The sequence below is a fragment of the Mariniflexile litorale genome (assembly GCF_031128465.2).
Taxonomy (GTDB): domain Bacteria; phylum Bacteroidota; class Bacteroidia; order Flavobacteriales; family Flavobacteriaceae; genus Mariniflexile; species Mariniflexile litorale.
Genome location: NZ_CP155618.1, coordinates 1,487,927 through 1,501,582 on the forward strand (window position 1 = coordinate 1,487,927; position 13,656 = coordinate 1,501,582).

Sequence of the window (13,656 nt, forward strand, 5' to 3'; positions counted from 1 at the left end):
ATTAAATCGATTAAACGCACATAAATCAGTCTAAATTCACTTTTTTTTAACTTTAAGTTAAAAAAACATTAGGTTATAAGTTTTGAATTTATATATTCGCAGCTAACCAATACATTATTAAAATGAAAAGAATTACTCAATTAAGCTGTTTATTATTTGTATCTCTATTTATTATTTCATGTTCTAAAGATGATGATGACAAAAAAAGCGAAGTTTTTTCTAATACCATGGAATACGATGGTGTTACATCTGTTATAAATGAGGCTTTGATAGAAGATTATGGTGATAATGGAGAAGGTTATTATAACTATGATTTCATTTTAACTGGTACAACAACTGAAGGTGCTGTTTTTTATTTTTATGTAGAATTATATTCTAAAGGTATTGAATCATTTAAAATAGGTACTTTTGAATATTATAACAATGGCGAAGAAACTACAGAGGAGTTACCAAATTATTACTACACCTATGCAGATTTTGCTGATGAGGATAATGATGAATATTATCAAGTAGAAACTGGAAACATAAAAGTTTCTGGAAGTGGTACTAATTTCTCTATAAGTGGAGATTTGACTTTGGATAATGGTGAAGTCGTGAAAATTAGTTATAAAGGTGAATTTTCTATTGAAGATGAAACGGACAATGAATTTTAAGTCATATTTAAAATTTGACTAATAATAATTAAAACCTCTTATTTATAAGGGGTTTTTTATATTCTAATACCTGTTAAAAATGATAAAAAGCATTTTCTAAATGCTCAATTTGAAATGCTTTTCCTTGTTTTACAATCGCAATAATATCAAAACGCACCTCCACTTCTAGCCCGTTTACAATGACGTATTCATCAACCGCTTTAACCAAGCGTTGTATTTGCTTTGGTTTAACAAAGTCTTGCGGATTTCCAAAATCAATAGTCGAACGTGTTTTTACTTCAATTATGGCTAGTATATTGCCTTTCTTAGCAATAATATCAACTTCCGCTTTATCAAATCTATAATTTCTTTCAACAATATCGTAAGCGTTTTTCAATAGAAAATCGACGGCTAGTTCTTCTCCTTTTTTGCCAAGTTCATTGTGTTTTGCCATACTTTGTTTCCTAATAATTCAGGAATCTAAATTTTAAAAACTAAAGTACATAAAAATTAATTTACTTTCTATTTTTAGTCTTGTCTAAAAAAATATTTACTTTTAAGTAAAATTTATTATATTTGTAGCCTAAAGTTAAAACATGATCACATTATCTGAAGAAAATTATTTAAAAGCTATTTACCATTTAGGTAAACAAGGTGTAGCAGCTGTAAGTACTAATGCTATAGCCGAAAAGATAGAGTCTAAAGCATCTTCGGTAACCGATATGGTAAAAAAACTAGCCGATAAAAATTTAGCGCATTACATAAAATATCAAGGAGTTAGTTTAACTAAAGATGGCCGTTTGGCTGCCGCTTTAGTGGTTAGAAAGCATAGGCTTTGGGAGGTTTTTTTAGTTGAAAAGCTCAATTTTTCTTGGGATGAGGTACATGATGTCGCAGAACAGTTAGAACATATCAAATCCTTAAAATTGGTAAATGAATTGGATGCCTTTTTAGGATTTCCAACTCACGACCCACATGGCGATCCTATTCCGGATAAAGAAGGAAATTATGCACCAACCAAAAGTATTAACATTCTAGATATAGAAGTTGGTGCTGAAGGTGTTTTGGCGCTTGTTAAAGATTCATCGGATGTGTTTTTAAAATATTTAAATAAAAATAATTTGGCTTTGGGCGATGTTATCAAAGTTTTAGAATTTGAACCTTTTGACGATTCGGTTACCATTCAAACTAAAAGCAAACAAATTATTATCTCTAAAGAAGTTGCTAAAAATTTATACTTAAGTCAATAATATGAATTACAACCCTATACACGCACTCGTATTGTTTTTTATAATAGTGGGTGTTTTATATGTGTTATTTCGACCTACAAAAGGTTGGTTTTGGATTATATATAACAACTTTAAAAGTAACGAAAAAGTTGTTATTGAAGATATTCTAAAACAACTCTATCATTTCGAAAATTCAGGAAATAAAGTCGATACCAAAACTTTGGTTGATGTATTAAAGTTCAATAACAATCAAATTATTGAAGTCATAAAAAAAATGACCATTAATGATTTGATTTATTTTGAATCAGACGTACTCAAATTAACCAGTGCTGGTAGAGATTATGCACTTAGAATTGTTAGAATACATAGGCTTTGGGAGCGGTATTTAGCCGATAAAACGGGTTTTAGTAAAGAAGAATGGCACGACAGGGCAGAACTAATGGAGCATAAATTAAGTCATGATGAAACCAACACCTTGGCAGCCCATTTAGGAAACCCGAAGTTTGACCCACATGGCGACCCCATTCCAACAAAAACAGGTAAAATGGCAAAAGTTAATGGGGTTGAATTACCCCTATTGCCCGTAAACACAGTTGGAAAAATTACGCATATTGAAGATGAGCCCGAGATAATTTACAAGCAAATTTTAGCTGAAAAAATTCATATTGGGTCGCTTATACGAATCATTGAAAATAACGCAACCCGCATCGTTTTTCTATCTGAAGGGGAAGAATTTAGATTAGCCCCCATTGTAGCTGCAAATTTAACCGTAGCAGCGATTGAAAAAGAAGTTGTTATTGAAGAGAATATTGCACGATTATCAAGTTTGAAAGCACATGAAACATCTAAAATAATAGGTATTTCAAAAGAAAGTAGAGGAGAAAGTAGACGTCGTTTATTAGATTTAGGTTTTGTGAAAGGAGCCAGTATAAAAATAGATTTAACAAATCCTTTAGGAGATCCACATGCTTATCTTATTAAAGGAACCTCTATTGCTTTAAGGAAAGATCAAGCAGCAAAAATTCTTATTAAAAAAGATTAACTTATGGAAACTAAAGTAAAAAGTGCCTGCGAAACCTGTCCTCAATTTAATGCTGATGGCTTAAAAAAGTTGGGTATTAATACAACGAATGTCGATTTTGTTGTGGCATTAGCAGGTAACCCCAATACAGGAAAAAGCACCGTATTTAATGCGTTAACAGGTTTACGTCAACATACTGGTAATTGGCCAGGGAAAACGGTAACAAGAGCCGAAGGAGGTTTTGAATACAACAATCAAAAGTTCAAGTTGGTCGATTTACCAGGCACGTATTCATTGCTTTCAACCTCCGATGATGAAGCTGCAGCCCGTGATTTTATCCTTTTCGGAAAACCAAATGTTACCGTTATTGTTGCCGATGCGAATAGACTAGAGCGCAATTTAAATTTAGTTCTTCAAATCTTAGAAATCACAGATAAAGCTGTTTTGTGTTTGAATTTAATGGACGAAGCCAAACGTAACCATATAACCATAGACGAGAGAGTTTTAGCGCGCGATTTAGGCATTCCTGTAGTTGCTACAAGCGCCAGATTTAGTGAAGGTATTCCTGAATTAATTCATACAATTAGTGAAATAGCTAACGGCCATATTATTTGTAAACCACACCGTATTAAAAATGTACCAAGTAATATTGAAAATGCAGTTAAAACCCTTTCTGCTGAAATTGAAAAAGAATTTCCAAACATTCCAAATAGCAGATGGATTGCTTTCAGATTATTAGAAGGCGATACACAAATTATTAATGCTCTAAAATCAGGTGAATTACTTTAAAACATTACCATGGAAAATAAAAATATAGATCACATATTAGAGCTTTCAAACGAGTTGCGTTGGCAAATTGGCGACGATTTCCATGATAATTTAACAGAAGGTATTTATGCTGATGCCGCTCAAATAGTTGCCGATACTGTACAGGTTGATAATCAAAAAAAACGTTTCCGGCTAGACAGACAAATAGATAAAATAGTAACGAGTAAAACCTTTGGATTTCCTATCATGTTTTTAATCTTAGCTACCGTGCTATGGTTGACTATTATTGGAGCCAATTACCCATCATCATTATTAGCAGAGTTATTATTAGATAATGTTCATCCCATTTTAAAAAGTGGTGCAGCAGCTATCAACATGCCTTGGTGGCTTGACGGTTTTTTAATTGATGGCGTCTATTTAGCCGTGGCTTGGGTTATAGCTGTTATGCTACCTCCTATGGCCATATTTTTTCCCATGTTTACACTTTTAGAAGATTTTGGTTATTTACCTCGTGTTGCTTTTAATTTAGATAGTCTGTTTAGAAAATCTGGCGCCCATGGGAAACAAGCTTTAACCATGACTATGGGTTTTGGCTGTAATGCAGCAGGTGTAGTGGCTACCCGTATCATAGACAGTCCCAGAGAACGCTTAATTGCTATTATTACTAATAACTTTTCACTTTGTAATGGCCGTTGGCCTACTCAAATTTTAATTGCAACCATATTTATAGGTGCCGTAGTACCATCTGCTTTTTCAAGTTTAATATCCTTATTGGCGGTTATTGGCATAGCAGTTTTAGGAATGGCTTTTATGTTTGGCACATCGTGGGCATTATCAAAAACGCTATTAAAAGGGCAGGTGTCTACTTTTAATTTAGAATTACCCCCTTACCGTCCCCCACGCTTTTGGAAAACCATATACACCTCGTTAATTGATAGAACCATGATTGTTTTATGGCGTGCTATTGTATTTGCTGCACCAGCAGGTGCTGTAATTTGGTTGATTTCAAACATTTACATTGGCAATGAAAGTGTTGCTGCCTGGACTATAGATTCATTAGATGGTTTTGGATTCTTATTAGGCCTAAACGGCGTTATTTTGTTAGCCTATATTGTAGCCATTCCTGCTAATGAAATAGTTATTCCTACCATATTAATGCTTACAGTGTTAGTAACAGGAATGGCTGGAGGTGCAGGTGCTGGTGTGATGTTTGAATTGGATTCAGCAAATGCCACAGGTGATATTTTAAGAGCTGGAGGTTGGACGTTGTTAACAGCCATTAACCTGATGCTTTTTAGTTTGTTGCATAACCCATGTAGTACAACCATTTACACCATTTACAAAGAAACTAAAAGTGTTAAATGGACTGTGTTTGCTTCGATTATGCCTGTAATACTAGGTTTTATAGTCACTTTTTTAGTAGCTCAAATTTGGCGAATTATTTTTTAGCTATTAAAGTAAAATCTCATTATTCAAAAAGAAATTAATATACATAGATGAACAAAGTAAATTATATAGCTTTAACGCTATGCTTAGCAGGGTGTTCGGTATTTTCACAAACCATTATAACAGATAGACCCGACCAAACCGAAAGCTCTTCAACAATAGAAAAAGGAAGTTTACAAATAGAAACAGGTGTTTTATTGGGTTTTACTGAAGATGATTTTAGCTCGGAAAGACAACTTTTAGCACCATCGACTTTATTTCGGTATGGTATTACAAATGGGATAGAATTACGTGTGTTAAGTCAGTTTGAAAGTTTAAAAGATCAAAATTCATCACAAAAAATAAATGGCATGAGCGATTTAGAGATTGGAACTAAAATTCAGCTATTCAAAAAAGAAAATATAAATACTGAAATGGCATTTTTGTCACATCTTATTCTTTCAACGGGTTCAAAGTATTTAAGTAATAACGCATTCGGAACCATAAATAAACTTTCCATTTCTCATGAATTGAGTGATGTTTTAGGCTTAGGATATAATGTAGGTTATGATTATTTTGGTGAAGGGTCAGGAAATTTAACCTATTCAGTTGCTTTAGGTATTTCAGTAACTGAAACCTTTGGTGTTTATATAGAACCTTATGGAAATTTTGTTGAGTTTGATACCCACGAAGCTAGTTTTGATGCAGGAATTGCTTATTTATTAAAAGATAATTGCCAATTGGATTTCTCTTTCGGAACAGGTATCAATCATACCATGAATTATTTATCTCTAGGATGCAGCATCAATATAGCGAAAGCTAAAAGCAATTAATGGCAACCACAACCATCATCTCCACCGCAAGATTTTTTAGAAGCAGGTTTTTTCCAAATGAATTTTTTAATCAAGAAGATTAAAGCAAATCCAATAGCAATAAAAACTAATATGTTTTGAATGATGGTATTCATGTTTAGTTTGTCGAGTTTACTTTGGTTTCATTTCAAAATATTTCTGCTTTCACAGGAATTTGCTATTTCAAAAATTGATAAGCTATTAAAGCAACAACATAAGCAAAAGCACTCATAATTACTAATTGTAAGGTAGGCCATTTCCAACTATTTGTTTCCCGTTTTACAACCGCAAGCGTACTCATACATTGCATGGCAAAAGCATAAAAAAGCAGCAACGAAATTCCTGAGGCAAAGTTAAATAAAGGGCCTCCTAGAATGGGATTTACTTCGGCAGCCATTCTGTTTTTTATAGTGGCTTCATCATCATTCCCCACACTGTAAATGGTTGCCAGAGTTCCAACAAATACCTCACGGGCAGCAAAACTACTTACAATAGCAATACCTATTTTCCAATCGTAACCCAGAGGTCTAATAATAGGTTCAATTGCGTGACCTGTAATACCTATATATGAATGCTCTAATTTATATGAGGAAATGTGTTGACTTATTTCTTCCTCAGATAACTGTTGTGAAGCGTATTGTGTTTTAACAATAGTTTCGGCATTATTAAAATCATCACCTGGGCCATACGATGCTAAAAACCAAAGAATAATAGATATAGCTAGAATGATTTTACCTGCACCAAACACAAATGATTTTGTTTTTTCTAATACAGTCAACGCTACATTTTTAAGCATGGGTAGCTTATAGTTTGGCATTTCAACCACAAAAAATGTTTTGCTTTTTATCTTTAAAACCTTATTTAAAATATGGGCAGAAAGCACAGCTGTAGCGAAACCTAAAAAGTATAAAAGCATTAAAGTTAAAGCTTGATAACCCAATCCTAAAAAGCGCCCTTCGGGAATTATTAATGATATAATAATTAAGTAAACAGGTAATCTGGCAGAACAGGTTGTAAAAGGTGTAACTAAAATAGTGATTAAACGTTCTTTCCAACTTTCAATATTCCGAGTTGCCATAATTGCAGGAATAGCACAGGCAGTACCAGATATTAAGGGCACAACACTTTTTCCACTCAAACCGAAACGACGCATAATGCGATCCATTAAAAATACCACACGACTCATGTAGCCACTTTCTTCAAGTACCGAAATAAATAAGAATAAAAAGGCGATTTGTGGAATAAAAATAACAATCCCACCAAGCCCTGGGATAATACCTTCTGCCAATAAATCAGTAAAAGCACCTTGGGGCAATTGGTTTTTAGTCCATTCGCTTAAAAAAGCAAAAGTACTATCTATAAAATCCATTGGTACACTGGACCAATCATAAATAGCTTGGAAAATGGTTAGTAAAATGACAAAGAAAATAACATAGCCCCAAACCTTATGAGTTAAAATACGGTCTAATTTAGAACGTAAATCTTTGGCTTGAGAAATATCAATAGTTTGTCCTTCTTTAAGCACATGGTTTATAAACTGGTAACGTTTTATGGTTTCTTTTTGCTGAAGTCGTTTTAAATCGGCTTTACTTTTAGTTTTAAAATTAGCAACAGCGTCAATCTCTTTTCGATCTGTTTTTCCAAAATTAACATCTTGAGTTATAACAAGCCATAATTTATATAAAAGTTGGTTTGGGAATGCTTTTTGTAAATTTTCAAAGTATTCTTTATCAATATCTGAAGCTTTAATACATGGCGTTACAGAGACTTCTTTATAATTAGCTATAAGCTGTTTTAAATTGTCAATACCTTCTTTTTTTCTGGTACTAATTAAAGCGATTTTAGTTTGAAGTTGCGTTTCTAAATATTCTATATCTAAAGAAATGCCCTTATAACGCATTCTATCAGACATATTAATGACTAATAAAGTGGGGATTTCTAAATCTTTAATTTGAGTAAAAAGTAATAGGTTTCGTTTTAAATTTTCAACATCGGTTACTACAACAGCAATATCTGGAAAATCTTTATCATTTTTATTTAAAAGCAATTCTATGACTACACTTTCATCTAAGGACGATGCGTTTAAACTATAAGTACCTGGTAAATCTATAATATGTGCCTTAACACCACGTGGTAGTTTGCAAATACCTTCTTTTTTTTCAACAGTAATACCAGGATAATTTCCAACTTTTTGGTTTAAGCCGGTTAGTGCATTAAAAACAGAGGTTTTTCCTGTGTTGGGATTACCTATTAAGGCTACATTTATTTGCTTACTCATATTTCTTTTTCAATTAAAATATGACTAGCAGTTTCCTTTCTAATTGCTAAATGGGTGCCGTTAATATTTAAATACATAGGGTCTTTAAATGGTGCCAATTGAACAAGTTCTACCAAATTACCAGGTAAACAGCCCATTTCTAAAAGTTTTAATGGAACATGAATGGACGATACATCTACGATAATAGCGCGTTCTCCTCGTTTTAATTCGGCTAATGTGTTTTGCAAACTTATTTAGATTGATTTTAAAGAAGCAAAAGTAAGGGAAAAGTTTTAGAGTTACAAAGTTTCAGAGATGCAAAGTTTTTTTAAGGGAGTTTTGAGTTGCAGCCAACGTTTTTACAAGGTTTTTCTAACAGCTAAACAACAAATCCTATTTCTCTTCTTTCAGAATCTCAATGTCTTCAAGAAGTTTTTGTATGGCTTCAGAATCGGTGCCATCATAAAACCCACGGATTTGGCGTTTTTTATCAATAAGCATGAAATTTTCGGTGTGTATCATATCAAAATCGCCACCATCACCAAAATCTTTTACAGCTAAATAACTCTTTCTAGCCAATTCATAAATTTGTTTTTTATCTCCAGTAACTAAGTTCCATTTGGCATCATCAACACCTTTTTCCAATGCATAACGTTTTAGTTGTGCTACCGTATCTATTTTTGGAGTTACAGTATGTGAAAGCAAAAGTACTTCATCATCATTAAGAATCTCTTTTTGTATTTGCGCCATATGGTTTGTCATAATAGGGCATATGGTTTGGCAGGTTGTAAAAAAGAAATCGGCAACATAAATTTTATTTTTATAGTCGTTTTGGGTAATGGTTTTTCCGTTTTGATTGATAAGTTTAAAATCGGCTATTTTATGATACTTTTTTTGATATTGGATGGTGCTATCTACCAATTCTGTACTTACCATAGCTGGTTGATAAATAGGTAATGGCTGGTATACATTTAAAGTATTGTAAATAATAGAGACAATAATTATTGAAATAGCAATAAAAACAAAAGCAAAGGTTTTATAATCTTTAAAAAATGATAGCATTTCGCAAAAAAAGTAAATTAAACTTCTTCAAAAATACAATCAAAATTCAATAGATTCTGTTTTATGAACCCTTAAATTCATGTTAAAAACTATGGCATTCCACAATAGTCTTTTTAAAGTTGGTTTAAAAGCTTACTTTTGTCCGATTATAAAAAAAAATATTACATGCCAGAATTTTTAATAAAAGGAGCTCAACTATTGTTAAGCCTTTCTATACTAGTTGTTTTACACGAATTGGGACATTTTATCCCAGCAAAATTATTCAAAACCAGAGTAGAAAAATTCTACTTATTTTTTGACGTTAAGTTTTCACTATTCAAAAAGAAAATAGGTGATACGGTTTATGGTATTGGCTGGTTGCCTTTAGGTGGCTATGTTAAAATAGCAGGGATGATAGATGAAAGCATGGATACTGAGCAAATGGCACTACCACCCCAACCATGGGAATTTCGTTCAAAACCTGCATGGCAGCGGTTAATTATTATGCTTGGAGGAGTTACGGTTAATTTTATTCTTGCATTCTTTTTATTTATGATGATGTTACTGGTTTGGGGAACAAATTACTCAACAAAAGATGATATTAAATACGGTTTTGGAATTGCAAAAACTTTAGAGTCTTACGGTTTTCAGCAAGGAGATAGAATTATATCTGTTGATGGAAAGCCATATAAAGACCTTTCAATAGACATTAATAAATACATAATGTTTAGAGAAGTTGGGAATATTAAAGTGGAACACCCTGACGGAACAGTCGCTGATATACAACTTCCTGAAGATATTGGTACAAAACTTTTTGAAGCAGGAGATATACCAGCTATAGCACCCCGTTACCCTTTCCAATTAGATTCAGTGTCTAAAGATTCACCAGCAGATAAATCTGGATTGAAAGCAATGGACAAAATCATTTCTGTTAATGGACAACCAATAACATATTATTCCGATTTAACTTATCAAATTAAAAATAATACTAAGGAAAATTTAGTTTTAGAAGTTGAACGTAATAATGAAATTAAAAATTTGACTATTACTCAAAATGAAGATAAAACGATAGGGATAGTTTCTACAATAGCCGATTTAGACTATATTAAGTTAAACAAAAGAGAATATACTTTTTCAGAAAGTATAACAGGAGGGTTAAGCCAGGGTTATTGGGAAGTTAAAGACTACTTAGCTCAGTTTAAATATATTTTCACCAAAAAAGGGGCGTCTCAAATTGGTGGGTTTGCAGCTATTGGCAACATGTTCCCAGCAACTTGGAATTGGCATGCCTTTTGGTATTTAACAGCTTTTTTATCTATTATGCTAGGTGTTTTAAATTTATTACCCATACCTGCTTTAGATGGCGGCCATGTGATGTTCTTACTTTATGAGATGGTGTCTGGAAGAAAACCTGGAGACAAGTTTATGGAGTATGCACAAATGGTAGGATTCTTTATATTAATAGCTTTAGTTTTATTTGCGAATGGTAACGATATTTTTAAGGCAATTTTTAATTAAAATTTTTTGAAAAAATGTTTGCAGTAACTAAAAAGATATATATATTTGCGCTCGCTTAGGCGAAAAACAAACACTCCTCCTTAGCTCAGTTGGTTAGAGCATTTGACTGTTAATCAAAGGGTCCTTGGTTCGAGCCCAAGAGGGGGAGCAAACAACAAGAAAAAGACTTTACAGAAATGTAAGGTCTTTTTTGGTTTTATACGGTATCAACAAGGGATTTGCTGTATTCTCAACATTAACTACATTTTCTATTAAATGCCAACTTGCCAAGTTTTTTTGTGGAAAAAGTGCCTATATAGGTGCCTAATGATTTTTAAAAGGTGCCTAATCGATTTAAATTAATTATTTAGTAAGTAGTTTAAATTTTCCTTCCATTTGATGAATCCTTCTTTATTGCTGGAGTGTCTAATGAGATTAAATCTTGCTGAATCTGGGAGGATATTGTTTTTTTTATTCACCTCATTTTTAAATTCCTGTCTACCAATTTTGCTTATTAAATTTATATTTTCTTCTACAATTTCAATAGAATTATTAAAATTATTAGAAATACTCCAAAGATAAGTGGCATGTGAATTTAAAAGTTCCCAACAATAATGAATTTTTTTATCACTTATTATAGTAAATAAGAATCCAAAATTTGGTTTTAGTGTAAATTTAATTTTATTATTATCATTTTGTTTTAAACCCGATAAGTAAACAAGTTGTCGCTTGTTTTTAATATGCTTATCTTTTACAAAGAAGCCTATTAACTCCTGTTCATTTTCGTTAAATAAACTGTTTATTGGGTTAATATCTAATTTGTCAAAAAGCTCATCAAGGTTAAGAAGCTGTTTAGAGTTTTCTTCTGAAGTTAATTTTATTATTCTATTAAATTCTATTTGCTTTACTTTTTCAACAATTGAAGAGTCTATTTTTGTAATTTCCGGAGAAGAAATGTTTTCAAATTCAGTTTTATTGTATTCTAAAATTATAGTACCAATAACTTCAAATGTTTTTCTTTTAAACACTTTTGGAAAATAGTATTTTATGTAATCAAATTCTTTTTTTATCTCATTGTTTAAAATCTCAAATTCAACTGTTTTTGATAATTCAGGTATCCCTGCGTCGAATTTCACACTACCATCTAAGAATTTAGCATCTTTGAAATGTACAGTCGTGTTAAAATCTATACTTTCTTTCCTATTAACGGAGTATTGTGGTTTGTAATTAGGTTTATTGACATTTTCAACACCTTCAAATTCAACTTGATTAGTGCTAAAATTATTGTCTTCGTAATATGAATCTTCATCAACTATACCTTTAAAAGACACCTTTTTGTAATGTGTAAATTGAGGCTCAAGTAAATTCCATTTTAGGTTTTCAAAATAAATCTTTTTCAAACCAGTGTTGTTTTTTGTTTGACTTTTGAATTCATCTATTTTGTGACTGTTATAATCAATAATATTTAGAATTAATACTTTGTCACTTGGGTCATATTTTTTTATTTCTACTTCCCATAATATTTCCATTTGGGGCTTGAACTTAAAATTATCTAAACTTGGAAAATTACTTTGTTCAAAGCTTATATAATCGTTTTGTGTATAATATATACTATGCCTAACAATTTTTAAAATTCTGCTTTCCATTTGTTGGTTATTATCGGGTGGTGAAAAACTTGTACTAAAATAAATCTTAATTTAATAAAAATGAAAATACTATTTATAATAAAAAATAAATCTAATTTTAATAATAAGGGAAAATGCCCGTTAGTTTGTAGGATTACCTTAGATAAAATCAGAAAAGAATTCTCAACAGGTCAATTTGTAAACCCAAAAAATTGGGACAGTAAAAAACAAATTGTTAAACCACCAGAACCCGATATAGATTATATAAATAATCAACTAAGCCTTATTAAGACAAAAATTAATAAGGCTTTTTTATTGCTTCAAGTTAAAGAAGAAGCCATTACAGTAGAAGCTATTTACAGCCTTTATTTAGGCAAGAAAACTCAAAAAGAATATAATGTAGTTGAGTATTTTGGAATGTACTTAAGCAAGCTTAAAACGCTAATTGGTATTGATATTAAAGAAGTGACCTGGAATAAGTTTGATTATGTTAAAACAGATATTCATGCCTTTATTAAATGGAAGTTTAAAGTTAATGATATGCCTTTAAAAAAGCTAGAAGCTAACTTTTTAACAGAGTTAGAATACTATTTAAAGGTGAAGGAGAAGAAATTGAAGCAAGTAACTATCAACAAGAAAATCCAACGCTTCAGAAAAGTAGTAAAAGTTGCTGTTGCAGAAAACTTCTTAGATAAAGACCCATTCATACTTTACAAAACCAAAACGGTTAAAATAGAGGTTGTTTTTCTAACTCCAGAAGAACTAAAAAAACTGGAAGAACATGAGTTTTCACAACTTAGATTGCAGTTTGTTAAAGATTTATTTGTGTTCTGCTGTTATACGGGATTGCCATATAGGGAACTAATGGATTTAAAGTATTCTAATATTGTTAAAGGATTTGATGGTAACAAATGGATTAAGATAAAACGTGAAAAAACATCTAAAGCATTATCAATACCATTACTTCCTAAAGCTCTTGAAATTATGGAACGCTATGGAAGTAGTGAAAAATACGTGTTTGCCAGAATAAGTAATCAGAGATATAACTCCTATTTAAAAGAAATAGCTGCTATTATTGGAGTTGATAAAAATTTTACTACTCATATGGCTAGAAGAACTTTTGCCTCTTCTGTATTGCTTTATAATGATGTACCTATGGAAATCGTAAGTGAACTGTTAGGGCATAGTAATATGAAAGTAACGCAAGATAGCTATGGCAAAGTGGTTCAGAAAAAAATTAGTTTAGAGATAGATAGATTGAAGGGAAGCGGTTAGCTTCCCATCTTATTCTCCTTTACAATATCTTACTT

General features: G+C 31.8%; 12 protein-coding genes, 1 tRNA gene and 1 pseudogene. 8 read left to right on the forward strand and 6 right to left on the reverse strand.

The genetic code is table 11. The features are described 5' to 3' along the window. Window positions 1-122 precede the first annotated feature (122 nt). Entirely contained in the window at window positions 123-653 is a 531-nt protein-coding gene (locus QLS71_RS06165; protein WP_308991598.1) for a hypothetical protein, read from the forward strand. A gap of 73 nt (window positions 654-726) precedes the next feature. On the opposite strand, the gene QLS71_RS06170 is transcribed toward QLS71_RS06165, so the two are convergent. Further along, on the reverse strand, window positions 727-1,086 hold the full coding sequence (locus QLS71_RS06170) for a YraN family protein (protein WP_308991599.1): 360 nt from the start codon (window positions 1,084-1,086) through the stop codon (window positions 727-729). Between the two features lie 142 nt (window positions 1,087-1,228). Here QLS71_RS06170 and QLS71_RS06175 point away from each other — a divergent pair, with 142 nt between their 5' ends. The 4 genes and pseudogenes from QLS71_RS06175 to QLS71_RS06190 all read left to right on the forward strand — a co-directional run bounded on the left by QLS71_RS06175 (window position 1,229) and on the right by QLS71_RS06190 (window position 5,908). Further along, on the forward strand, window positions 1,229-1,882 hold the full coding sequence (locus tag QLS71_RS06175; RefSeq protein WP_308991600.1) for a metal-dependent transcriptional regulator: 654 nt from the start codon (window positions 1,229-1,231) through the stop codon (window positions 1,880-1,882). A gap of 1 nt (window position 1,883) precedes the next feature. Then, a complete protein-coding gene (locus QLS71_RS06180) occupies window positions 1,884-2,903 on the forward strand; it encodes a metal-dependent transcriptional regulator (protein WP_308991601.1) in 1,020 nt (339 codons plus the stop codon). A gap of 3 nt (window positions 2,904-2,906) precedes the next feature. Beyond that, window positions 2,907-5,099: pseudogene (gene feoB, locus QLS71_RS06185) on the forward strand (ferrous iron transport protein B). Window positions 5,100-5,146: 47 nt separating this feature from the next. After that, window positions 5,147-5,908, forward strand: coding sequence for a transporter (locus QLS71_RS06190; protein WP_308991602.1), 762 nt, complete (start codon window positions 5,147-5,149; stop codon window positions 5,906-5,908). Here the strand turns inward: QLS71_RS06190 and QLS71_RS06195 are convergent. The 4 genes from QLS71_RS06195 to QLS71_RS06210 all read right to left on the reverse strand — a co-directional run bounded on the left by QLS71_RS06195 (window position 5,905) and on the right by QLS71_RS06210 (window position 9,245). Then, window positions 5,905-6,042: a FeoB-associated Cys-rich membrane protein gene (locus tag QLS71_RS06195; RefSeq protein WP_308991603.1), complete on the reverse strand. Its 138-nt coding sequence runs from the start codon at window positions 6,040-6,042 to the stop codon at window positions 5,905-5,907. The two genes, QLS71_RS06190 and QLS71_RS06195, sit on opposite strands and share 4 nt — an antisense overlap. Window positions 6,043-6,104: 62 nt before the next feature. Next, window positions 6,105-8,204 (reverse strand): ferrous iron transport protein B, encoded by a 2,100-nt coding sequence (feoB, locus tag QLS71_RS06200; protein WP_308991604.1) that lies wholly within the window; start codon window positions 8,202-8,204, stop codon window positions 6,105-6,107. Continuing rightward, entirely contained in the window at window positions 8,201-8,431 is a 231-nt protein-coding gene (locus QLS71_RS06205) for a FeoA family protein (RefSeq protein WP_308991605.1), read from the reverse strand. The genes feoB (QLS71_RS06200) and QLS71_RS06205 overlap by 4 nt, the downstream gene beginning before the upstream one ends. Before the next feature lie 145 nt (window positions 8,432-8,576). Beyond that, on the reverse strand, window positions 8,577-9,245 hold the full coding sequence (locus QLS71_RS06210) for an SCO family protein (RefSeq protein ID WP_308991606.1): 669 nt from the start codon (window positions 9,243-9,245) through the stop codon (window positions 8,577-8,579). A 165-nt stretch (window positions 9,246-9,410) separates the two neighbouring features. Here QLS71_RS06210 and rseP point away from each other — a divergent pair, with 165 nt between their 5' ends. Both rseP and QLS71_RS06220 read left to right on the forward strand, forming a co-directional pair. Further along, window positions 9,411-10,742, forward strand: coding sequence for an RIP metalloprotease RseP (gene rseP, locus QLS71_RS06215; RefSeq protein WP_308991607.1), 1,332 nt, complete (start codon window positions 9,411-9,413; stop codon window positions 10,740-10,742). 74 nt (window positions 10,743-10,816) lie between these two features. Further along, a tRNA-Asn gene (locus QLS71_RS06220) sits at window positions 10,817-10,890 on the forward strand. Between the two features lie 190 nt (window positions 10,891-11,080). Here QLS71_RS06220 and QLS71_RS06225 read toward each other — a convergent pair. Then, window positions 11,081-12,367 carry a hypothetical protein gene (locus QLS71_RS06225; RefSeq protein ID WP_308991608.1) on the reverse strand — a complete coding sequence of 429 codons (1,287 nt, stop codon included), beginning with the start codon at window positions 12,365-12,367 and terminating at the stop codon, window positions 11,081-11,083. Window positions 12,368-12,427: 60 nt separating this feature from the next. Here QLS71_RS06225 and QLS71_RS06230 point away from each other — a divergent pair, with 60 nt between their 5' ends. After that, window positions 12,428-13,621 (forward strand): tyrosine-type recombinase/integrase, encoded by a 1,194-nt coding sequence (locus QLS71_RS06230; RefSeq protein ID WP_308991609.1) that lies wholly within the window; start codon window positions 12,428-12,430, stop codon window positions 13,619-13,621. The last annotated feature ends 35 nt before the right edge of the window (window positions 13,622-13,656 follow it).

Coding starts and splice junctions, on each gene's coding strand:
- QLS71_RS06210 (WP_308991606.1), bottom strand. CDS start 9,245: ATGCTATCATTTTTTAAAGATTATAAAACCTTTGCTTTTGTTTTTATT.
- QLS71_RS06165 (WP_308991598.1), top strand. CDS start 123: ATGAAAAGAATTACTCAATTAAGCTGTTTATTATTTGTATCTCTATTT.
- QLS71_RS06175 (WP_308991600.1), top strand. CDS start 1,229: ATGATCACATTATCTGAAGAAAATTATTTAAAAGCTATTTACCATTTA.
- QLS71_RS06180 (WP_308991601.1), top strand. CDS start 1,884: ATGAATTACAACCCTATACACGCACTCGTATTGTTTTTTATAATAGTG.
- QLS71_RS06225 (WP_308991608.1), bottom strand. CDS start 12,367: ATGGAAAGCAGAATTTTAAAAATTGTTAGGCATAGTATATATTATACA.
- QLS71_RS06190 (WP_308991602.1), top strand. CDS start 5,147: ATGAACAAAGTAAATTATATAGCTTTAACGCTATGCTTAGCAGGGTGT.
- QLS71_RS06230 (WP_308991609.1), top strand. CDS start 12,428: ATGAAAATACTATTTATAATAAAAAATAAATCTAATTTTAATAATAAG.
- feoB (WP_308991604.1), bottom strand. CDS start 8,204: ATGAGTAAGCAAATAAATGTAGCCTTAATAGGTAATCCCAACACAGGA.
- QLS71_RS06170 (WP_308991599.1), bottom strand. CDS start 1,086: ATGGCAAAACACAATGAACTTGGCAAAAAAGGAGAAGAACTAGCCGTC.
- rseP (WP_308991607.1), top strand. CDS start 9,411: ATGCCAGAATTTTTAATAAAAGGAGCTCAACTATTGTTAAGCCTTTCT.
- QLS71_RS06195 (WP_308991603.1), bottom strand. CDS start 6,042: ATGAATACCATCATTCAAAACATATTAGTTTTTATTGCTATTGGATTT.